Genomic DNA, 19,392 nt, shown 5'->3' on the forward strand with positions numbered 1-19,392 from the left:
GGGGTCGGGATAGCCGGACGGCCTGCGTGGGCACGTCGCCGGGGAGAACGAGGAGGTTCCCCGCAGGTAGACGGGTGATCCCGCTCGGTCACCGACCGGGATCTCGCTCGATCGGATCGTCGGTGCGGAGCGTCTCGACGGCCTCGCGGTCCGGGAGTGCCGTCATCGCGCCCTCGGCGGTCGTCGCGGTCGACGCGACGGCGTTCGCGAACGCGAGCGCCTCGTCCAGGTCCTCGCCGCCGACCAGCGCCGCGATCGCTCCGGCGAGGAACGCGTCGCCCGCCCCTGTCGTGTCGACCGGTTCGACCGCGTACCCCGGGTGGTGGGCCTCGCCGCTCCAGGGCGCCTCGTCGGTCGCCACCGCCAGCGCACCCTCCCCCCCGAGCGTGAGCAACGCCGTGTGGGGCCCACGCTCGCAGACCGTCCCTGCGAGCGCTTCGTGATCGCCCTCAATTCCCACCCCCTGGAGGTCCTCGGGGCTTGCCTTCACGACGTGCGCGAGCGCGAGCATCTCGCCGACGAGATCGGCGAGGTCGCCGGACCAGAGTTCGGGCCTGACGTTCGGGTCGAACGAGACCGTACAGCCCGCCTCGCGCGCCCGACGTGCGAGGTCGAGCGTCGCCTCGCGTGCCGGTTCGGTGGTGAGCGTCACGCCCCCGACGTGGACCCACGAGAGATCCCTCAACGCCCCGTTCGGGACGGCCCCCGTCGAGAGCCGGGTGTCCGCCGTCTCCTCCCGGTAGAAGCTGAACGCCCTGTTCGCCTCCTCGTCGTGCGTGACGAACGCGAGCGTCGTCTTCGCCTCGCCGTCGCGCTCTACGAACCGCTCGGGAATCCCCTCCCGTTCGAGGGTGTCCGCCAAGAACGCGCCGAACGGGTCGCGGGCGATCCGGGTCCAGAACAGCGGGTCCTCTCCCAGCCGGGAGAGCGCGACGGCGACGTTCGCGGGTGCGCCCCCGGCACGCTTGGTGAAGCGCTCGACCGTCGTGAGCGGCCCGGGCCGATCGGGGATGAAGTCGATGAGCGTCTCGCCCGCGACCAGCACCTCGTGGTCGGCCATACACACCGCTCTCCCGGTGGAAAAATAACGCTGCCGGAGCCCGTGTGACGGGCGCACCTTCCCCACGAACGAAAAGAAATCTTTCCGTACCGAAAACCGATGTTCGCGAAATCAATCTTTAAGGGGGTGGCGACCGTACCTCGAGACGAGATGAGTGTACAGAAGACCGTCCGTCAGGAAGCCGGCACCGTCGAGGAGAACGAGCTTCGAATCGAGAAGGAGAAGGCCGAGCAGATCATCGACGCGCTGAACACCGACCTCGCGAACTCGTACGTACTCTACCACCAGCTGAAAAAGCACCACTGGGTCGTCGAGGGTGCGGAGTTCCGCGACCTCCACCTCTTCTTAGAGGAGGCCTACGAGCACGTCGAGGTCGGTGCCGACCACATCGCAGAGCGCGCGCAGGCGCTCGGCGGCGTGCCCGTCTCGGGTCCCGCGAACTTAGAGGAGCGTGCGACCGTCGAGTTCGAGGGCGAGGACGTCTACGACATCCGGACGATGCTCGAGAACGACCTCGAGACCTACGGCGACATCATCGAGGGACTGCGAGAGCACATCCGCCTCGCTGACAACCTCGGCGACTACGCCACCGAGGAGCTGCTGCGCGAGGTCTTAGCGACCGTCGAGGAGGACGCCCACCACATCGAACACTACCTCGAGGACGACACGCTCGTCATCTCCGAGGCGATGGAACGGTAGGCCACCCCGACGGAGAACCGGGTTTTTTGCGATCGAGAACGACGCAGTGGTGGCTGTGGTCTTACCGGAAAAGAGCGGTCGAAACTCGAGTAGCTACCGGAGGAGCTCGACGGTCAGGTCGGTCGCGATCCAGCCGTCGCTGTTCCCCTCCTCGGTGAAGACCGTCCGCTCCGGGGAGGCGGTGAGTGCGGAGATGAACGGGCCCGGGGGCTCCTCGCCGCCCGAATCCTGTGTGCCCTGTACTGCCATACGAGGAGTTAGGCGAGCCTAAAGGTAAAGAGGTTTCGGTCCACCTAATCCCGACCGATCCCGCAGCCGGAGACCGTCGCACAGGAGAGCCCGCGCGACTCGAGTTCGTCGATGTAAGTGTTCAGACCGATCGCGTCGCTCGCGATGTGGCCGGTCACGACGAGGTTCTTCCCCTCCCCCTCGAACTCCTCGCGGAGCTCGCTCGCGTCCCCCGGGCCGACGTGGATGTAGAGCACGGTGTCGAGGCCGTTCTCGAAGAACGTCCGGGCGACCGACGCCCCGCCGTTGGTCCCCGCGGCGTGGTAGACCGCTACCTCGCCGAGGTCGTTTCCGGGCTCGCCGAGGCGGAGTTCGACGTCGGTCTCCGCCTCTCGCAGTTCGGGGATCTCTCCGGTGAGCGTCTCGCAGAACTCGCCGACGGAGGTGTCCGCGTCCATCCCTTCGGCCACCTCGACGAACCGTCGCCGTCCGATCTCGTCCGGCGCGAGGTGGACGTTCATGTACGGCTGGTCGAGCAGTTCGGCGATCGAGGGGTCGTGACGGTAGTTCGCCGAGTGCGCGCCGAGTTCGAGGCGGTGTCGGAGATCGGAGAGCGCCGCTTCGGCCTCCTCTTTCGGTACCCCGTGGTCGGTCACCAGTTCGATTCCCCGGTCGAGAACGCCCGTGAACGCGGTGCGGGCTGACCCACCCGCCGGGTGGTGTGCGAGCGCGAGGTCGTATCCCTCCGAACGGGCGAGCTGTATCTCCGCACTCCCGAGGTCGATGCCGACGAGTGCGGTCTCTACGTCCTCGCCGGGAACGTAGACCGTGCTGTCGTCGGGAACCTCCTCCCAGCCGACGAGGTCGAGGCTGGCCTGCATGATCTCCTCCGTACTGAGTCCCATACTCGGGAGAGGGCCGGTCGGGTCGTGTAGTTCGGGAAACCGGCAACCCCCCTCCGAAACCGTCGGGGGTTTCACGCTTGCCCCCCAATCGGGGACGATGGCAGACCTGTTCACGCCGCTCAGCCTGCGAGGGACCGAGGCTCCGAACCGCGTCATGGTCTCGCCGATGTGCCAGTACTCCTGCGAGGACCGGGACGGGGTCGCGACCGAGTGGCACCGCGTCCACCTCGGGAGCCGCGCGGTCGGTCGCGCGGGGATCGTGATGACCGAGGCGACCGCCGTCGAGCCGAGAGGGCGGATCTCGCCGGAGGACCTCGGGATCTGGAGCGACGAACACGCCGAGGCGTTGCGCCCGATCGCCTCGTTCGTCGCCGAGCAGGGATCGGTCCCCGCGATCCAGCTCGCCCACGCCGGCCGGAAGGCGAGCACGAGCCGACCCTGGGAGGGCGGCGAGCCCCTCTCGCACGCCGAGGGCGGGTGGGACGCGATCGCGCCGAGCGCGCTCCCGTATCCGGGCCACGAGGACCCTGTCGAGGTCGGGGAGATGGACAGTGGCGACATCGAGGACGTGATCGGTTCGTTCGAAGCGGCCGCCCGGCGCGCGCTCGCCGCCGGGTTCGAGGTCGCGGAGGTCCACGCCGCCCACGGCTACCTGCTCCACGAGTTCCTCTCGCCGGTTTCCAACCACCGCACCGACGACTACGGCGGGAGCTTCGAGGACCGCGCGCGACTCGCAGTCGAGGTGACGGAGGCGGTGCGGGCGGTGTGGCCCGACGACAAGCCCGTCTTCGTCAGGATCTCCGCGACCGACTGGCTCCCCGATCGCGAGTCCTGGACCGTCTCCGACTCCGCGCGGCTGGCCGACGGTCTCGCCGAGGTCGGTGCGGACCTGATCGACGTCTCCTCGGGCGGGATCCACCCCGACCAGGAGATCCCTCGAATCGGACCGAACTACCAGGTCGGACTCGCGGAGGAGATCGGGGAGGAGAGCGAGTCCGATATCGCGATCGGCGCGGTCGGGGGGATCACGACACCGGAACAGGCCGACGCGCTGATCGGAAACGGCCGAGCGGACCTGGCTATCGTCGGTCGGGAGTTCCTCCGGGACCCGTACTTCCCGGTCCGTGCCGCGGAGGCACTGGGTGCGACCGATCGGGTTCGGGTGCCCGAGCAGTACCAGCGCGGGTTCTGAGTCGCCTCACCTTTTTCCACTCTCGCACGCTATGTCGGGTATGGCCGACGAGCGAGACGACGACCTAGAGGAGCAGGTCGACGAGCTCAGACGCGAGCTCTCGACGCTTCGCGACCGGTTAGAGGGGGAGATGCGGCCGCCGCCGACGGGGCCGCTCGGCCTGCCCAGACCGCCGACACCGGGCGAGCTGATCCGCTTCGCCGACGAGTTCGCGATCCCCGCGGCGATCGCGGTGCTGGAGGCGAACATCAAGGCGCTCGAACTCGTGCGTGGTGCGCTCCATCTCCTCGATCCCGATCGCGGGGCCGTGGAGGGGACGAGAGCGCGACGACGGGCGGAATCGGTGGGTAAAAGCGCGCTCACACGACTCGACCGCACGGTCGAGGACCTCCAGCGCGCGCTCGACGAGGGCACCCTCCCACGCGACGAGAACGCCCGGGAGATAGTCGAGGACGCCCGCCGGCTCCGCGGGGAGATCGCGGACCGGATCGACGGATCGAGAAACGGCGAGCGCACCGCCCGCGAGGAGGGATCGGAGCGGTCGGAGCGGACCGACACCGAGCGGACGGAGCCCGACCGGGAGGGGACGCCGATCGAGATCGACGTCGACGAGGAGATCGACTCGATCAAGGCGGAACTCGAGGGTGGCGACCTGGAGGAGGGAGGGGACGAAGCGGGCGGCGAGGAGCGTGCGGAGGAGGGGGGCCGTGCGGAGGAGGATGACGCGGACGACGACGCCGACCGGGACTAGACCGGCTCGAAGCGGTAGCCGTCCCACTCCTGGCTCTCGGGCTCTCTGATGCCCGCGTCGGGATCCCTGAGTTCCTCGACGTAGACCGGCCTGACGGTCTGGCCGATCTCGACAGGTTCGGTACACTGACCGAGCGCTCGCACCGGCTGTGCCTCGACTTCGAACTCGACGATCGCGAGGTGGTTCGGCGCCCTGACGCCGGGTGGGGTGGCTGTGCTCGTCGTCCAGGTCACTACCTCGGCGGTGAGTTCGGTGAGGTCGATCTCCTCGACCGGCGCACCGCCTTTCGGCCCGACCGGGTGGCCCGGATACGTGATCGTGCCGTCGTCGTACTTGGTCGCCTTCATCGTCCTGCCTCCATGATCGTAGTAGAGACGCAGTTCCCGAACCCGCCGACGTTACAGGTCAGCCCGACCTCCGCCTCGACCTGTCTCGGACCGGCGTCGCCGGTCAGCTGTGTGTAGATCTCGTAGATCTGGGCGACGCCGCTCGCACCGAGCGGGTGCCCCTTCGACTTGAGTCCCCCGGACGTGTTCACCGGGAGTTCGCCGTCCCTGTCGGTCTTCCCCTCGTCGATCGCCTTCCAGCCCGCTCCCTTCTCGAAGAAGCCGAGCCCCTCGCTCTGGAGGAACTCGAGGATCGTGAACATGTCGTGGAGTTCGGCGACGTCGATATCGTCGGGTTCGAGACCGGCCATCTGGAACGCCTTCCGCCCGCTTTCTACCACTCCCCCCATCACCGAGGGGTCGAGCCGTTCGTGGACGACGTGGGTGTCGGTCGCGCCCGCGACGCCCGAGACGACGACGTAGTCGTCGGTGTACTCGCTCGCGACCTCCTCGGGACAGAACAGGAGCGCGGCCGACCCATCCGTGATCGGACAGAAGTCGTAGAGTCTGAGCGGATCGGCGACGATCGGCGACTCGAGGACCGTCTCCAGGTCGACCTCCTTCTGGAACTGCGCGTGTGGGTTGTCGACGCCGTTTCTGTGGTTCTTCACCGCGACCTTCGCGAGGCTCTCTCGCGGCGCGTCGTACTTCTCGAGGTAGTATCTAGCGGTCAAGCCGGCGAAACTCGGCAGCGTGACGCCGTGTTTGTACTCGACAGGGTGGGCGATCGAGGCGATCACGTCGGTCGATTCTGCCGTACTTCGATGGGTCATCTTCTCGCCACCGACGAGCAGCGTGAGCTCGCTCGCCCCGCTCGCGATCGACTGGCAGGCGGCGTAGGCGCCCGAGCCGCCGCTCGAACTGGTCTGGTCGATCCGTTGGGTGTAGACCGGGAGCGCACCGATGTCGTGTGCGAGCATGTTCATCACCCCGGTCTGGCCCTCGAACTCCCCCGACGCCATGTTCGAGACGTAGAGGTGATCCAGGTCGTGGCCCTCGACACCCACGTCGTCGAGACAGGCGGTCGCCGCCTCGACGAGCAGGTCCCGGAGCCATCCCTCACGCTTGCCGAACTGGGTCATCGACGCCCCGATGATCGCTACGCGATCCATGGCTCACCCTCTCGGGGCCGGGCTATAGATGCTGTGGTCCGTGCGAGCGTAGACCGCCGTATCCCCCACGTACACTCCTCCGCAGACGTGACGCCGAGCCGTCGGATACCGTTAAGCGGGCTCGCTCCGATCCGCTCGCATGACGTACTCGATCTGCGCCACGGACGGGACTTGCCACGGCGTCGCCATCGCGACGAAAGCCCCGACCGTGGGATCGCTCGCCCCGTTCGTCTCGCGAAACGGCGCGCTCTCGACGCAGGCGTCGGTCAGCATCCCGCTCGGCGTCCGTACCAAACGGCTCCTCGATCGGGGGTGTGGAGTCGAGGAAGCGGCTTCGACGCTCGTCGCCCGGGACGAGGGGGCGAACGAACGACAGCTCCACGGCGTCGACCGCTGGGGCGGGTCGGTGATCCACTCGGGTACCGACTGTGTCGAGTGGTTCGGCGGTCGCGAGGGCGAGGGATACACCGTCGCGGGGAACATGCTGACGGGGGAGGCCGTCGTCGACGCGATCGTCGAGGGGTTTGAGGGAGGCGAGGGACCCCTGCGAGAACGACTCCTCGACGCGCTGGAGGCCGGCGAGGACGCCGGCGGCGACAAGCGCGCGGAGCTCGCCCAGAGCGCCGCACTCAGGGTGTACAGTCCGGAGCCGTCCCTCGCGGACGATCTCAGAGTCGACGACGACGATGATCCCGTTCGCGAACTCCGACGACTCCACGGGGTAGCGCTCGACCAGCACGAGGAGTGGCGGGAGGAGAACCCGGTGATGGATCTCCAGCGGGTGCCGCCGCTCGGCTGAGCGACGACGGCCACCCGTGGGACACCGGTACGACGGGTGAACTGTTCGCCAAACGGTGGACTTCCCGACGAGTTACAGGAGCCGGTTCCTGTGTCGAGCGACGACTTCTCTCCGCTCGAATGTCGGCTCTCCACCGTTCGGACGGCCTTTCGACGCGTTCGGTATCCCGGCCGCTACCGGCGAATTCGGAACGCGTGTGTTCGGGCCGCTCCGTTCGCCCCGCTGCGCACGGCGCCTCGATCGCCCGCGGTCGACGTCGCTGTTCAGTCACACCGTGTGTACCCTCACTCTCGTCTCGGAAAGCGCCCCTTGCGGTGCGTCACGGCTCTCGACCGTGAGTCGACCGAGGGAGAACCCGCCGGAGTACGGTCCGGTCGCCGTGCTCACGTACGGACGGCTCGACGGAGATACGCCCCCCGGAACGGAGTGGAACGCTCTCGTTACTGGATATGTGTGGCAATAACAACAGTCAAACCTCCTGAACGATCGGCCGGCCTGCAATGACACCGAACTCGCAGATAGACGATCCGGATCACCGGTCGAACGATCCGTGGCGAACCTCCCGCCGGCGGTGGCTCCAGGGCGTCGGGGCGCTCGGCTCGGCGGCCCTCTTCGGCGTGCCCGGGGCGGCCTCGGAGGGTGGGGGATCACACGCGGACGGGCTGACGATCGATCACTGTTCGCCCGATCTCGAGCCGTTCGTTGACGACCTCCCGATCCCGCCACTCCTCGAATCGAGCGACGGGGAAGAGAGGGCACGTCACGGTGCGACGTACTACGAGGTCGCGATGACGGAGTTCACCCAGCGACTCCACCGAGATCTCCCCGAGACGACGCTGTGGGGCTACGAGGGGACGTACCCCGGCCCGACGATCGAGGTCGAACAGAACGAGCGGGTCGACGTCCTCTGGAGGAACGACCTCCCCGACGAGCACCTCCTTCCGCTCGACACGACGCTCCACGGCGCTGGCGAACGGTATCCCGCGGTGCGGACCGTCGTCCACCTCCACGGCGGGGCGACCGAGCCCGAGAGCGACGGCTACCCGGAGGCGTGGTTCACCCGCGGGTTCGAGCAGACGGGTGATCTCTTCCGTAAACGGGTCTACGAGTACGACAACACCCAGCCGCCGGCGACGCTCTGGTACCACGACCACGCGCTCGGGATCACGCGGCTGAACGTCTACGCGGGGCTCGCGGGCGCGTATCTCGTTCGCGACCCGAAGGAAGAACGGTACGATCTACCGAGCGGGAGGTACGAGATCCCGCTGATCGTCCAGGACCGGTCGTTCGACGAGGACGGCTCGCTGTTCTACCCCGAGGGGGAAGACGGCGAGGGCCTCCCCTCGCCGAGCGTCGTTCCGGAGTTCTTCGGCGACACAGCTGTCGTCAACGGGAAGGTGTGGCCGAAACTCGACGTGGAGCCGCGGAAGTACCGGTTCCGGATGATCAACGGGTCGAACAGCCGGTTTTACGACATGCAGCTGACCGAGTTCGACTCGGACGGGGCGGCCGGACCGGAGTTCGTCCAGATCGGGAGCGACGGCGGATTCCTGAACGAGCCGGTGACGATCGACGAGCGCCTGTTGCTCGGCCCGGCCGAGCGCGCCGACGTGATCGTCGACTTCTCCGGGTTCGCCGGACGGTCGCTGCTCTTACACAACGACGCCCCGACGCCGTTCCCGTTCGGCGGCGACGACGCGCCGCTGCCGAAGCTCATGCGCTTCGACGTCGCGGATAAATCGGTCGACGACGAGAGTCGAATCCCGTCGACGTTCACGGTCAGGCGGAAGAAGGACGAGAAGAACGACGACGAGAAGGTGAAGAAGGGCGAGGCCGTCCCCGAGATCCCCGAAGGCGACGCGGTCGTCGAACGAAACCTGGCGCTCGAGGAGGCGACCGACGAGTTCGACAGGCTCCTGTTGCTGCTCGATGGGCTTGAGTGGGACGACCCGATCACGGAGAAGCCGACGCTCGGAACGACGGAGATCTGGAACCTGGTGAACCTGACCGAGGACACGCACCCGATCCACCTCCACGCGGTGCAGTTCCAGGTCCTCGGCCGCCAGCCGTTCGACGTCGCCGAGTTCGAAGCCAGCGGCGAGGTCGTTCCGACCGGTGACGAGCAGCCGCCGGAGCCGAACGAAGGGGGGTGGAAGGACACCGTCAACGCGAACCCCGAGGAGGTGACGCGGATCATCGCCCACTTCGGGAAGTTCGACGGGCTGTTCGCGGACCATCCCGGCGAGTTCGTCTGGCACTGCCATATTCTCGAACACGAGGACCACGAGATGATGCGACCGTACGTGATCGTTGAGGGCGAGAAGAGAGAACACCGGGATCTGAAGAAAAAGGACGCGAGGGACGACGAACAGGGGGACGAGAAGGGCTGATCCCCTCCCGTTGGGACGACGGACGGGAGGAGTTACCGGAGCCCCATCTCGCGGACGTAGATCTGTTCGTCGATCCGCGGCTCCCACTCGATCCGCTCGTCGATCCCGTAGATGTTGTAGTGCTGGTGGAGGAAGACCCACGGCGCGAGCTCGTGGAGCCGTTCGTTGATCTCGAAGTAGAGCTCCTCTCTCTCGTCGAGGTCCGGCTCGGCTTCGGCCTGCGCGAAGAGGTCGTCTACCCCCTCGTCGCTGAAGGACGTGATCGCTCCGGTCGAGGAGAGCGGCGGCATCGCGATCGCGCTCGTCTCGAAGGTGGCGTTGCCCCAGCTGATCAGGTACATCTCGGGGGAGGTCTCGATATCGCCGTCGAGCAGTTCGTCGACGAGCGAGCCGAACTCGCGCTGTTGGACCTCACAGGAGACGCCCTCCAGCTCGTCGATGTAGCCCGCCGCGGCCTGGGCGACCTCGACGTCGCCGAAGACGTCGCCGATCGGGGTGTGCAGTTCGATGTCGACGTCGGTGTAGCCGCTTTCACTCACTAGCTCCGCGGCCCGATCCGGGTCGTACGGGTAGGGGTCCAGGTCGGGGTTGAACCCGAAGAAGCCCTCCATCGAGGGCTGACTCGTCGGCTCGCCGAAGCCCGAGAGTACCGACTCGATGATCGCCTCCAGGTCGATCGCGTAGTTCATCGCCTGACGGAACTCGACGCTGTCGAAGGGCTCGACGTCGTAGCGCATCGCGACGTAGACGATCCGGGTCGCCGGCGAGGAGTCCACCCGCCGCTCCGGGTCGTCCTCGACGCTCGGTGCGTCGTCGGGGTGGAGGTCGGTGATGAAGTCGGCCTCGCCCGCGGCGAGCGCGCTGTACCGGGTGCTCGTCTCGGGCTGGCCCTGGAAGGTCACCGCCGGGATCGCGGGCTCGTCGTCCCAGTACCCCTCGAACCGGGTGAGCGAGAGTTCGACGTCCTCTTCGTACTCCTCGATCCGGTACGGTCCGGTCCCGTTCATGTCGGTCGCGACCTCGTCCGGGTCGCGCGACTCGACCCACTCCTCGCTCACGACGGTCATGTAGGCGGCGAACAGCGAGAAGACCGCCGGGTTCACCGTGTCCATCAGCACGTCGACCGCGCCGTCGTCGGTCACCTCCGCGCCGACCACTCCCGAGAGCTGATCGGCCTGCGGGCTCGCGATTCCTACGTCCGGATCGACCATCCGGCGGATGCTGTAGGCGACGTCCTCGGGGGTCAGCTCCGAGCCGTCGTGGAACTCGACGTCCTCTCGGATCTCGAAGCGGACCGTCTCGTCGTCGACCCGCTCGTAGTCCGTCGCGAGCACGGCGATGATCTCGGCGTCCCGATCCCGACGGATCAGCCCCTCGTAGGTCTGTGAGAGCGTCCGCGTCGTCACCGCCTCGCGGTGGGCGTGCGGGTCGAGCGTCGTCCCGATCGCGTCCTGCACGACCGTGATCCCCTCCTCGTCGGGGTCGCTCGCCTCGTCGGACGCACCGTCGGAGTCCTCCGCTTCCTCGTCTTCCTCCTCGTTCGGATCGGGCTCCTCGTCGCCGACACACCCCGCGAGAATGGCCGAGACCGCGCCGGCACCCGCGTACCGCAACACCGTTCGCCGCCCGATCGTGAGCTTACCACTCATACACGTGATCCGAAGCTACCGCCCAAGACGGTTTCGTTAGCGGCGAACTCCAAGCACGCCCGATCCGTCCGCCGGCGCCGTCCTGAACGCTCTCGCGGGGTATCCGGCAATTGAATCGGTGTGCCACCGAGGCGGCCCACCGATCGAATGCTCATGGGGTGGGCGCGAACGCGAGGACAGTCGTCTCGTATCGCGCCAGCCGGTGGTAACGGATCTGGGTATATAAATACCCTGCATCCGCGTGGGAAAAGTACCACCTCGAACCCGCGACGACGTGGCGCTCACCGTCGACACAGCGAGTCCCGTCGGGCCCGGATGGAGACCGACGTTCCGGGACCGCGATCGATAGTCACACGTAACGGGAGTGAGGTACTTACAGGTCCATGCCGCCGTTGACGTCGAGGACCTCGCCCGTGATGTAGGAGGCCTCGTCGCTGGCGACGAACCGGACGACAGAGGCGACCTCCTCGACCGTCGCGAACCGGCCGAGCGGGATCTCCTCGCGGATCTTGTTCTGTACCCGTTCGGGGATGCCGGTGACCATCTCGGTCGCGGTGAACCCTGGCGCGACGCAGTTCGCGGTCGACCCACTCTTCGCGAGTTCGAGCGCGAGCGTGCGCGTGAGCCCGAACATCCCGCTCTTGGCCGCGGCGTAGTTCGCCTGTCCGAGGTTGCCCTGTTTGCCGACGACCGACGAGATGTTGATCAGCCGGCCGTGCTCGGCCGCCTTGATGTCGTCGAAGAAGGCCTTCGAACAGACGAACGCCCCGGTGAGGTCGACCTCGATCACGCGGTCCCACTCCGCCCGCGTCATCTCCTCGAACAGCGTATCGACGTTGATACCCGCGTTGTTCACGAGTACGTCGACGGGGCCGAACGCGTCGTGGATCTCCTCGCGCATCGCGTCGATCTCCTCCTCGTCGGTGACGTCGGCCTGCGAGGCGATCGCCTCCCCGCCCGCGTCCGTGATGTCTGCCACGACGTTCTCCGCCGCGGCGGCCGACGCCCGGTAGTTGACGACGACCTGTGCGCCCTCGGCGGCCAGCTCCTCTGCGATCCCTCTGCCGATTCCTCGCGACGATCCAGTGATCAAGCACGTACGATTGTCGAGTCCCATGTGTCTCCCCGGACCGGGCGGCCCGATCCGATACCCGACATGGGCTACGCTCCCCCATTAAGATACGTGGTGGATCGAAGGCCGAAACGAGATCGGAGAGCCGTCGTCAGTCGGAGACCTGGTCGTTCGCCTGGTCGACCCAGCGCTCGACGCGCGAGGCCCCGACGTCGATCTCGTCGGCGAGCGCGTCGGCGTCCGCATCGGCCAGGTCGGCGAGCTCCTCGATGCCCACCTCGGCGAGGCGGTCTGCGTAGGAGGGGCCGATCCCGTCGATCCGCTCGAGGCCCTCTTCGTCGACGTCGGAGAGCATCGACTGGGAGTCCCCGTCCTCGGCCGCGTCGGCCGCGCCGGACGTCTCGTCGAGTTCGCCGTCCTCGGGGGCGGTCTCGTCGCCAGCGGGGTCCTGGGCGTGTGCGGCCTCCGGCTCCTCGTCGTCTGCCTCCGCCTCGCCCTCCGCGTCGACGTCCTCCTCGACCGCGGAGCGTTCGGCGTACCATTCACAGACCTCGGGCCAGAGCTGTTCGTGCGAACGCGAGGAGACCGACAGCCCGATGTGGCCCGTCGGGAACTCGATCGCGGTCGTGTCCTCGCTCGCGACGAGGTCGTTGAACGAGGTGCTCGCCTCCGGCGGGATCAGGTGGTCGTACTCGCCGACGATCTGGAGGATCGGCATCTCGATCTTCCCCAGGTCGATATGCTGGTCGCCGAGGTAGAGCTCGTTCTCCGCGAGCTTGTTTTCCTGGTAGATCTCCTCTAAGAACTGGCGGTAGGTCGTGCCCGAGACGTCGATCCCGTCGCTGACCCAGCGCTCCATGCGCGCGAAGTTCTCGACGAACTCCTCGTTCTCGATGTTGTCGTAGAGCCTGACGTACTTCGAGACGAGGTTCTCGACCGGCTCCATCAGCGCGAAGCCGGCGTCGAGGAAGTCTGCGGGCGCGTTGTGGAACGTCTCGACGACCTTCTCGGGGGAGTAGTGCTCCTCGTCACCCCAGAGCTCGAGCAGCCCGCCGTCGCCGGCGAAACAGAGCCCGGCGGCCATCAGGCCGAGGTTCCGGACCTTCTCGGGGTGGAGCGCGGCGTACATCACGCTCATCGTCCCGCCCATGCAGTAGCCGAGGACGTTGATCGAGTCCTGGCCCGAGCGCTCTCTGACGACGTCGACGCAGTTGTCCATGTAGCGGTCGACGTAGTCCTCGAGCGTGAGGTTCGCGTCCATCAGCGACGGCTCGTTCCAGTCGATCAGGTAGACGTCGAAGCCCTGCTCCAGGAGCGTTCTGACGACGCTCCGATCGGGCTGGAGGTCGAGGATCGTCGGCTTGTTGATCAGCGCGTAGACGATCAGGATCGGGACGTCGTGCTGTTCGTCGGTCTGGGCCTCGTAGTGGCGCAGCTCGAGTTTGTTCTCCTCGTAGACGACCTCGTTCGGGGTGCCCGCGATCTCGACGTCGCCCATCGTCTCGGCTCGGTCGGGCGCGACGGTGCCCTTCTCGACCGCCTCCGCGGCCGCTGTCCAGCCCTGGCGGTAGAGGTCGAGACTGGTGATGAAGGGGTTGACCGTCATCGGTCCTCGAGCAGCTGGTCGAGCTTCTTCTCGATGGCGTGCTGTCTCCGCTCGACCTCGAGCAGGCGCTCACCCACCTCGAGGACGTCGCCGCGGGTGGCGAAGCCGAGGGTGTGAAGCGTTTCCTCCGCGGCCTCGTCGGCCTGCTGCTGGAGGTCGAGCGCCTGTTCGACGCTCTGGCCGGTCGCGGCGGCGAACGCGGAAGTGGCGGTGACGTCCTTGAACGCCTCGTTGGCCGCCGAGAGCCATATGTCCCGGAACTCCTCGGGCGAGACATCCTCGCCAGCCATCGCGTCGCCCGACCGCTCGAAGCTCTCCTGGGCGGCGCTCATCCACGTCTCGTAGGCCTTCGCGTAGCCCTCGACGCCCTCTTTGACCTGTTCCTCCTCGGTCGCTCGCTCGAGCGACTCGACCCAGGACTCGACGAACTGTGACTGTGCCTCGACGTTCTGTTCGAGCGCCTGTGCGAAGCTCTCGTTCATCGCGTCCATGAACTCGTTCCAGTGATCTGGTTCTGACATCGGTATTTCGGCGTCTGACATGGTGGCTGGTAGGGTGCTCGGGGTGAAAAAGTCGGCGCTATTCGACGTCGACGTCGACCGCGTCGGCGGCGGACTCGGTCTGGGCCTCTGCCTGCTCGTTCGCCTCGAGGGCGGCCTCGACGCCGTCGTCGAGCATCGCGAGGGTGCTGTCCGAGAACGCCTCGTAGGAGTCCAGGTTCTCCTCGACGAGGTGCTCGAAGGTGTCCCACGACTGGTCGTGGATCTCGTCTGCGGCGTCGAACTGCTCGTCGATCACCGTACGGAGGTCGTCGAAGCCCTCCGCGTCGGCGGGCAGCGACGCCTCCCAGGCGTCGATCGTCGCGTGCATGGCGCTCTTGGTCGCCGTGACGCCCTGTTTCTGGGCGGACTTCTGTGCGTCGAAGCCGCCGACCATCGCCTGTGCCATGTCGTGCTGGAGCTCGACGCCGCGTTTGAACGCCTCGTGGCTCTGCTCGATTGCGGTGCGCTGTGCTTCGAATACTGGTGCGAACGTGTATGCGTTACTCATTGTTGGAACCTCGTTTGACCGGAATGACGATCGCCTGAACGATGTCGCCCTCGTCGATGTCGAGGGCCTCCCGCTCGGCATCGGGGATGCTGATGCGGCCGCCGCTCTGGACACGGGCCTTGAACGTCGCAGCGCCCATGTTCATCGGGCCGAGCGGGCCGAATCCGCCCTGCGTCGGCGTCCCCCCCATGCTCGACAGCCACTGACCGAACAGCCGCTGCTGGCGTTCGACCGCCTCCTCGCCCGCCTCCTGGAGCTGTTCTGCGAACAGCGCCGGGGGCCACGACACATCGTCGGCTTCGTTCGTCATCTACTCGGTACGAGGTGGGCCACACGGATAAAGCTTGCCGTTTGAAACCATCTGATACCATTAAATGGTTTCAGTGACCAGCCCCGCTCCTATTACGCGTGTATACACCTAGCATGGGTATCGAAACCACTTTGAGGACGGGTTGCCGAGTAGCAGTCGGACAGACCTCCACCATGAGCGACACAGACGACGCTGGTTCCCGAGCCGTAGAGACGCTCTCCACGTTCACGAACGCGTGGGTACGGACGACAGAACACGCCCTGAACAGCGCGATCGAGGCGAACCGTGCCGCCCGCGCCTCGGTCGGCCTCGAGGGGTCGAACGGCGACGAGACGCTCTCGGGTACCGACTCGCTCAGCTACCGCCGTCTCGACTGGACCACCGCGTTCGACACCGAGAGACCCGAGACCGTCGACGTCGGCGACGTAGTCACCTTCTCGAAGCGGATCGACGAGAGCGACGTCGAGCGGTTCGCGCTCGCGAGCGGCGACACGAACCGCCTGCACCTCGACGAGGAGTTCGCGGGCCGCTCGCGCTTCGGCGGGACGATCGCACACGGGACGCTCGTCTCCGGACTCATCAGCGCCGCGCTCGCTCGCCTCCCCGGCCTCACGATCTACCTCTCACAGGAGACCCAGTTCCGCGCGCCCGTCTCGATCGGCGACGACCTCACCGCCGTCTGCGAGGTCGCGGAGGACCTCGGGGACGGCCAGTTCCGGCTCACCACCCGCGTCTTCGCGGGCGAGACGATGGTGATCGACGGCGAAGCGGTGGTGCTGATCGACGACCTCCCGGCGCCCGGCGACGACCGGTAGACTTTTTAGGCCGCCCTAATTCTGTCCGGTAGCGAGCCCGGTCGACGAGCCGGTCGGCCGTTTTCGCGCCTCGATTATCACTCTTTAGGCCTGCCTAAAACCGGCAGCTATAAGGTCGGTTTCGGTCGACCTAAAATCGTCCATGAGACGAGCGAGACAGACGCGGTCGAATCGACGACGGTTCCTCCTCGCGGCCGGCGGCGCGGTCGCCGGTATCGGCCTCGCGGGCTGTACCGATGACGACGAGGGTGGGGACGATGCCGCCGATGCCGGCGACGACGATCAGGGTGGGGACGACCACGACGAGGACGACGATACAGGAGACGACGAGGGGGCGGGAGCGGTCGCGAACGCCGAACCGATGGGCGAGGCGGTCGACTCGACGGCGGTCTCCTGGTCGGATCTCGGTGATCTGGAGGGCGAACTCACGATCTACTCCGGGCGGACACGCGACCAGATCGACCCGGTGTTCGCGGCCTTAGAGGAGGAGTACGACGGGCTCACGCTCAACGTCGACTACGACGAGAACGACGTCCAGGTCAACCAGATCGTCCAGGAGGGGGAGGCGACCCCGGCGGACCTGATGTACTCGCAGGACCCCGGAGCGCTCAACGCGCTCGAGGACGAGGGCGTGCTCCAGACGCTCCCGGGCGACGTCGTCGACGCCGTCCCCGGGAGCTTCCGGCACCCGGACGGGCTCTGGACGGGCGTGACCGGGCGGACGCGCTCGATCCAGTTCAACGCCGATCGGCTGGCCGAGGAGACCGACTTCGAGAGCGGCGACGAACTCCCCACGGACATCGTGGAGTACGCGACCGACGAGCGATTTCGGGGCATCATCGCCACGCGACCCAACTCCGGCACCTTCAGAGGGTTCATCCAGGCGATGGTCGAACTCGAGGGCGAGGAGGAGACCCGCGAGTGGGTCAGGGCGATGGTCGAAGACCAGGACGTCCAGCTCTTCTCCGGGGGGTCGGATATGGCCGAGGCGATCAGCCGCGGGGGCGACGACGACCCGATCGTCGCGCTCGGAAACAGCTACTACGCCGCTCGAATCCTGAACGAGGACCCGGACGCGCCGATCGACCTGGCGTTCACGGAGAACGACGCCGGCTGTCTGTTCAGCGTCGCCGGCGTCGGCGTTCTGAACGACGTCGAGGGCCCGGAACTGGTCGCGGAGTTCGTCCGTCACCTGCTGGCCGCGGAGGGCCAGGAGTTCATGATGGAGGCCAACGGCGAGTACCCCGTCGTCGAGGGCGTCGACTACGTGGGTGAGCTCCCCGACTTAGAGGAGATCGACCCGCCGGAGTTCGACCTCAGCGAGTTCGACATGGCGTTACAGGACGCACGGGACCTCCTCACCGAGGAGGGGATGACGGTCTGAGAACGCTCGACCGGAGCGGTTCGACGCCGTCTCCCGCCGTCTCCCGATGACTCCACGCACGGGACTCGTCCGTCCGAACGAACTAAACAAGGCTAATCAGCGACGAGGTCGAGAGACAGACACCGGGGCTACGCCATGAAACCGTTCACGACCCGTCTCGACGCCTCACACGGACTCGTCGGGAGCGACCGTTCCACCGTCGCCCTGGCGACGGCGAGCGCCGTCGTCGCGTTCCTCGTCGTCTCCCCGATGGCGTGGCTGGTCTGGCAGGCGGCGACGGTCGAGCCGGCCCGTGCGTACGAGCTGATCGTCTCCTCCCAGACCGCGTGGATCACGGCCAACAGCGTCGCGCTGATGCTCGCGGTCACGGTCTTTTCGATCCTGCTCGGCGTCCCGCTCGCGGTGCTGACGACGCTCACCGACCTCCCGTATCCGCGTCTCTGGACCGTCGTCGCGGCGCTCCCGCTCGTGATCCCGAGCTACATCGGCGCGATCGCGTTCGTCGGTGTGTTCGGCCCCGGGGGCGAGGTCGACACGCTCTTCGGCGCGACGCTTCCCCGCGTCGACGGGCTGCGCGGCGCGGTGTTCATCATCACGCTCTACACCTACCCCTACGTCTTCCTGACGACGCGGGCCGCGCTGCTGTCGATCGACGGCTCGCTTGTCGACGCGGCACGCACGCTCAACGCCGGCCGGCTCGACGCGTTCCGGCGGGTCACGCTCCCGCAGATCAGGCCGGGGATCGCCGCGGGGGCGTTGCTCGCCGCTCTGTACGCGATCTCGGACTTCGGAACGCCCGCGTTCATGGGGGCGAACGTGTTCACGAGCACGATCTACTGGGAGTTCAGCGGGTTCGCCGTCGAGTACGCCGCGCTGCTCGCGCTGCAGCTGGTCGCGATCGTCGCCGTCGTCCTCGTGATCGAGGCGGGTATCGGCCGCGACGAGGACGCGAGCGGCGGTACCGACAGGGGCAGTCCGATCCGCCTGGGGATCTGGAAGTGGCCGGCGATGGGCTTCGTCTCGGCGATCGGGCTCCTCACGCTCGTCGTCCCGGTCGCGATCTTCACGAACTGGCTGTTCCGCAGCGCGGGCGATCCGATCCCCTCGCTCGAGTTCCAGCCGGAGTTCGCGCTCAACTCGGTTTACCTCGCGCTGCTGGCCGCGCTGGTCGCCTGTGCGTTCGCCCTGCCGGTCGCCTACTACTCCGGCCGGACGAACTCGCTCGTCTCGCGGGTGCTCGAGCGGGCGACGTACGTCGGGTTCGCGGTTCCCGGCATCGTCATCGGGCTCGCGCTGGTGTTCCTCGGCACGCGAACGCTCCCCTCGCTCTACAGACAGGGCGTCTGGCTGCTCGTCTTCGCCTACGTCGTCCGCTTCCTCCCGCAGGCGGTCGGCACCGTCCGCTCGTCGGTCCTGCAGGTCGACGACGCAACCCTGGAGGCCGCCCGTACGCTGGACGCTGGCCCGATAGCGACGTTCCGGCGGGTCACCCTCCCGCTGATCATGCCGGGTGTGGTGGCCGGGGGCATCCTCGTCTTCCTCACGACGATGAAGGAGCTACCGATGACGCTGATGCTCCAGCCGATCGGGATGGACACGCTCGTCATCGTCATCTGGGGGGCACAGAACGCCCTCGCGTACCGCTACGCGGCGGTCCCCGCGCTGTTGTTGATCCTCATCTCCGGACTGACGATGGTCGTCATGCTCCGACAGGAAGGCTACGACGTGAGCTGAGACGCGACGAGCCGGGATCGATGGACGGTCGGCGGCACCGGGCGTTTTAGGAAAGCCTAAAACCCTGGAACGCGGAACCATCACCGAGTAGACCGTGATCACGAACCGACGCGGGGAGTTGGGAGGGACCGACGGTGGGAAGCCGGTGACCTGCCACGACGGTATCTCTGCGGATCGACCCCGAGCCGTCGGCGACGATCGTGCGTACACCGGGCGCACACGAAGCCGTCCACCCTGTACTGGCGACTCG

19 protein-coding genes are annotated in these 19,392 nt (G+C 67.1%); 8 read left to right on the plus strand and 11 right to left on the minus strand.

Annotation, left to right across the window (positions count from 1 at the left end; genetic code table 11):
• Positions 1 to 88: 88 nt before the first annotated feature.
• Positions 89 to 1,060 (minus strand): carbohydrate kinase family protein, encoded by a 972-nt coding sequence (locus V2L32_RS13350; RefSeq protein ID WP_331232929.1) that lies wholly within the window; start codon positions 1,058 to 1,060, stop codon positions 89 to 91.
• A 150-nt stretch (positions 1,061 to 1,210) separates the two neighbouring features.
• On the opposite strand from V2L32_RS13350, the gene dpsA reads away from it, so the two are divergent.
• The gene (dpsA, locus tag V2L32_RS13355; RefSeq protein ID WP_331232930.1) at positions 1,211 to 1,759 is read left to right on the plus strand and encodes a DNA starvation/stationary phase protection protein DpsA; all 549 of its coding nucleotides are present in this window, start codon (positions 1,211 to 1,213) and stop codon (positions 1,757 to 1,759) included.
• 93 nt (positions 1,760 to 1,852) lie between these two features.
• On the opposite strand, the gene V2L32_RS13360 is transcribed toward dpsA, so the two are convergent.
• On the minus strand, positions 1,853 to 2,008 hold the full coding sequence (locus V2L32_RS13360) for a hypothetical protein (RefSeq protein WP_331232931.1): 156 nt from the start codon (positions 2,006 to 2,008) through the stop codon (positions 1,853 to 1,855).
• Positions 2,009 to 2,052: 44 nt separating this feature from the next.
• A complete protein-coding gene (locus V2L32_RS13365; RefSeq protein WP_331232932.1) occupies positions 2,053 to 2,892 on the minus strand; it encodes a Nif3-like dinuclear metal center hexameric protein in 840 nt (279 codons plus the stop codon).
• A 97-nt stretch (positions 2,893 to 2,989) separates the two neighbouring features.
• Between V2L32_RS13365 and V2L32_RS13370 the strand changes: the two genes are divergently transcribed.
• Entirely contained in the window at positions 2,990 to 4,084 is a 1,095-nt protein-coding gene (locus V2L32_RS13370; RefSeq protein ID WP_331232933.1) for an NADH:flavin oxidoreductase/NADH oxidase, read from the plus strand.
• Positions 4,085 to 4,124: 40 nt separating this feature from the next.
• On the plus strand, positions 4,125 to 4,835 hold the full coding sequence (locus V2L32_RS13375; protein WP_331232934.1) for a DUF7547 family protein: 711 nt from the start codon (positions 4,125 to 4,127) through the stop codon (positions 4,833 to 4,835).
• Here V2L32_RS13375 and V2L32_RS13380 read toward each other — a convergent pair.
• On the minus strand, positions 4,832 to 5,182 hold the full coding sequence (locus V2L32_RS13380) for a nucleic acid-binding protein (RefSeq protein WP_331232935.1): 351 nt from the start codon (positions 5,180 to 5,182) through the stop codon (positions 4,832 to 4,834). The genes V2L32_RS13375 and V2L32_RS13380 overlap by 4 nt on opposite strands.
• Entirely contained in the window at positions 5,179 to 6,333 is a 1,155-nt protein-coding gene (locus V2L32_RS13385) for a thiolase family protein (RefSeq protein WP_331232936.1), read from the minus strand. Before V2L32_RS13385 ends, V2L32_RS13380 begins: the two co-directional genes overlap by 4 nt.
• A gap of 139 nt (positions 6,334 to 6,472) precedes the next feature.
• On the opposite strand from V2L32_RS13385, the gene V2L32_RS13390 reads away from it, so the two are divergent.
• Both V2L32_RS13390 and V2L32_RS13395 read left to right on the plus strand, forming a co-directional pair.
• Positions 6,473 to 7,132: a DUF1028 domain-containing protein gene (locus tag V2L32_RS13390; protein ID WP_331232937.1), complete on the plus strand. Its 660-nt coding sequence runs from the start codon at positions 6,473 to 6,475 to the stop codon at positions 7,130 to 7,132.
• Between the two features lie 500 nt (positions 7,133 to 7,632).
• Positions 7,633 to 9,522: a multicopper oxidase family protein gene (locus V2L32_RS13395; protein ID WP_331232939.1), complete on the plus strand. Its 1,890-nt coding sequence runs from the start codon at positions 7,633 to 7,635 to the stop codon at positions 9,520 to 9,522.
• 32 nt (positions 9,523 to 9,554) lie between these two features.
• On the opposite strand, the gene V2L32_RS13400 is transcribed toward V2L32_RS13395, so the two are convergent.
• The 6 genes from V2L32_RS13400 to V2L32_RS13425 all read right to left on the minus strand — a co-directional run bounded on the left by V2L32_RS13400 (position 9,555) and on the right by V2L32_RS13425 (position 15,209).
• Positions 9,555 to 11,171 (minus strand): ABC transporter substrate-binding protein, encoded by a 1,617-nt coding sequence (locus V2L32_RS13400; protein WP_331232940.1) that lies wholly within the window; start codon positions 11,169 to 11,171, stop codon positions 9,555 to 9,557.
• Positions 11,172 to 11,544: 373 nt separating this feature from the next.
• A complete protein-coding gene (locus V2L32_RS13405; protein ID WP_331232941.1) occupies positions 11,545 to 12,288 on the minus strand; it encodes a beta-ketoacyl-ACP reductase in 744 nt (247 codons plus the stop codon).
• Positions 12,289 to 12,394: 106 nt separating this feature from the next.
• Entirely contained in the window at positions 12,395 to 13,849 is a 1,455-nt protein-coding gene (locus V2L32_RS13410; RefSeq protein ID WP_331232942.1) for a PHA/PHB synthase family protein, read from the minus strand.
• Positions 13,846 to 14,391, minus strand: a complete 546-nt coding sequence (locus V2L32_RS13415; RefSeq protein WP_409348372.1) for a poly(R)-hydroxyalkanoic acid synthase subunit PhaE — start codon at positions 14,389 to 14,391, stop codon at positions 13,846 to 13,848. Before V2L32_RS13415 ends, V2L32_RS13410 begins: the two co-directional genes overlap by 4 nt.
• Positions 14,392 to 14,428: 37 nt before the next feature.
• Positions 14,429 to 14,899, minus strand: a complete 471-nt coding sequence (locus tag V2L32_RS13420) for a hypothetical protein (protein ID WP_331232944.1) — start codon at positions 14,897 to 14,899, stop codon at positions 14,429 to 14,431.
• Positions 14,892 to 15,209 (minus strand): AbrB/MazE/SpoVT family DNA-binding domain-containing protein, encoded by a 318-nt coding sequence (locus tag V2L32_RS13425; protein ID WP_331232945.1) that lies wholly within the window; start codon positions 15,207 to 15,209, stop codon positions 14,892 to 14,894. Before V2L32_RS13425 ends, V2L32_RS13420 begins: the two co-directional genes overlap by 8 nt.
• Positions 15,210 to 15,382: 173 nt before the next feature.
• Between V2L32_RS13425 and V2L32_RS13430 the strand changes: the two genes are divergently transcribed.
• The 3 genes from V2L32_RS13430 to V2L32_RS13440 all read left to right on the plus strand — a co-directional run bounded on the left by V2L32_RS13430 (position 15,383) and on the right by V2L32_RS13440 (position 19,142).
• On the plus strand, positions 15,383 to 16,024 hold the full coding sequence (locus V2L32_RS13430; protein ID WP_331232946.1) for a MaoC family dehydratase: 642 nt from the start codon (positions 15,383 to 15,385) through the stop codon (positions 16,022 to 16,024).
• Positions 16,025 to 16,166: 142 nt separating this feature from the next.
• Complete coding sequence (locus V2L32_RS13435) at positions 16,167 to 17,408, plus strand: extracellular solute-binding protein (protein ID WP_331232947.1); 1,242 nt, start codon at positions 16,167 to 16,169, stop codon at positions 17,406 to 17,408.
• Positions 17,409 to 17,543: 135 nt separating this feature from the next.
• Positions 17,544 to 19,142, plus strand: a complete 1,599-nt coding sequence (locus V2L32_RS13440; RefSeq protein WP_331232948.1) for an ABC transporter permease — start codon at positions 17,544 to 17,546, stop codon at positions 19,140 to 19,142.
• Positions 19,143 to 19,392: the final 250 nt, after the last annotated feature.

The organism is Halalkalicoccus sp. CGA53, from assembly GCF_036429475.1.
In the GTDB taxonomy this organism is placed as follows: Archaea; Halobacteriota; Halobacteria; order Halobacteriales; family Halalkalicoccaceae; genus Natronorarus; species Natronorarus salvus.

Bases quoted from the DNA above. Each gene is read 5' to 3' on its own strand.
- V2L32_RS13350 (WP_331232929.1), bottom strand. From the start codon at position 1,060: ATGGCCGACCACGAGGTGCTGGTCGCGGGCGAGACGCTCATCGACTTC.
- dpsA (WP_331232930.1), top strand. From the start codon at position 1,211: ATGAGTGTACAGAAGACCGTCCGTCAGGAAGCCGGCACCGTCGAGGAG.
- V2L32_RS13360 (WP_331232931.1), bottom strand. From the start codon at position 2,008: ATGGCAGTACAGGGCACACAGGATTCGGGCGGCGAGGAGCCCCCGGGC.
- V2L32_RS13365 (WP_331232932.1), bottom strand. From the start codon at position 2,892: ATGGGACTCAGTACGGAGGAGATCATGCAGGCCAGCCTCGACCTCGTC.
- V2L32_RS13370 (WP_331232933.1), top strand. From the start codon at position 2,990: ATGGCAGACCTGTTCACGCCGCTCAGCCTGCGAGGGACCGAGGCTCCG.
- V2L32_RS13375 (WP_331232934.1), top strand. From the start codon at position 4,125: ATGGCCGACGAGCGAGACGACGACCTAGAGGAGCAGGTCGACGAGCTC.
- V2L32_RS13380 (WP_331232935.1), bottom strand. From the start codon at position 5,182: ATGAAGGCGACCAAGTACGACGACGGCACGATCACGTATCCGGGCCAC.
- V2L32_RS13385 (WP_331232936.1), bottom strand. From the start codon at position 6,333: ATGGATCGCGTAGCGATCATCGGGGCGTCGATGACCCAGTTCGGCAAG.
- V2L32_RS13390 (WP_331232937.1), top strand. From the start codon at position 6,473: ATGACGTACTCGATCTGCGCCACGGACGGGACTTGCCACGGCGTCGCC.
- V2L32_RS13395 (WP_331232939.1), top strand. From the start codon at position 7,633: ATGACACCGAACTCGCAGATAGACGATCCGGATCACCGGTCGAACGAT.
- V2L32_RS13400 (WP_331232940.1), bottom strand. From the start codon at position 11,171: ATGAGTGGTAAGCTCACGATCGGGCGGCGAACGGTGTTGCGGTACGCG.
- V2L32_RS13405 (WP_331232941.1), bottom strand. From the start codon at position 12,288: ATGGGACTCGACAATCGTACGTGCTTGATCACTGGATCGTCGCGAGGA.
- V2L32_RS13410 (WP_331232942.1), bottom strand. From the start codon at position 13,849: ATGACGGTCAACCCCTTCATCACCAGTCTCGACCTCTACCGCCAGGGC.
- V2L32_RS13415 (WP_409348372.1), bottom strand. From the start codon at position 14,391: ATGTCAGACGCCGAAATACCGATGTCAGAACCAGATCACTGGAACGAG.
- V2L32_RS13420 (WP_331232944.1), bottom strand. From the start codon at position 14,899: ATGAGTAACGCATACACGTTCGCACCAGTATTCGAAGCACAGCGCACC.
- V2L32_RS13425 (WP_331232945.1), bottom strand. From the start codon at position 15,209: ATGACGAACGAAGCCGACGATGTGTCGTGGCCCCCGGCGCTGTTCGCA.
- V2L32_RS13430 (WP_331232946.1), top strand. From the start codon at position 15,383: ATGAGCGACACAGACGACGCTGGTTCCCGAGCCGTAGAGACGCTCTCC.
- V2L32_RS13435 (WP_331232947.1), top strand. From the start codon at position 16,167: ATGAGACGAGCGAGACAGACGCGGTCGAATCGACGACGGTTCCTCCTC.
- V2L32_RS13440 (WP_331232948.1), top strand. From the start codon at position 17,544: ATGAAACCGTTCACGACCCGTCTCGACGCCTCACACGGACTCGTCGGG.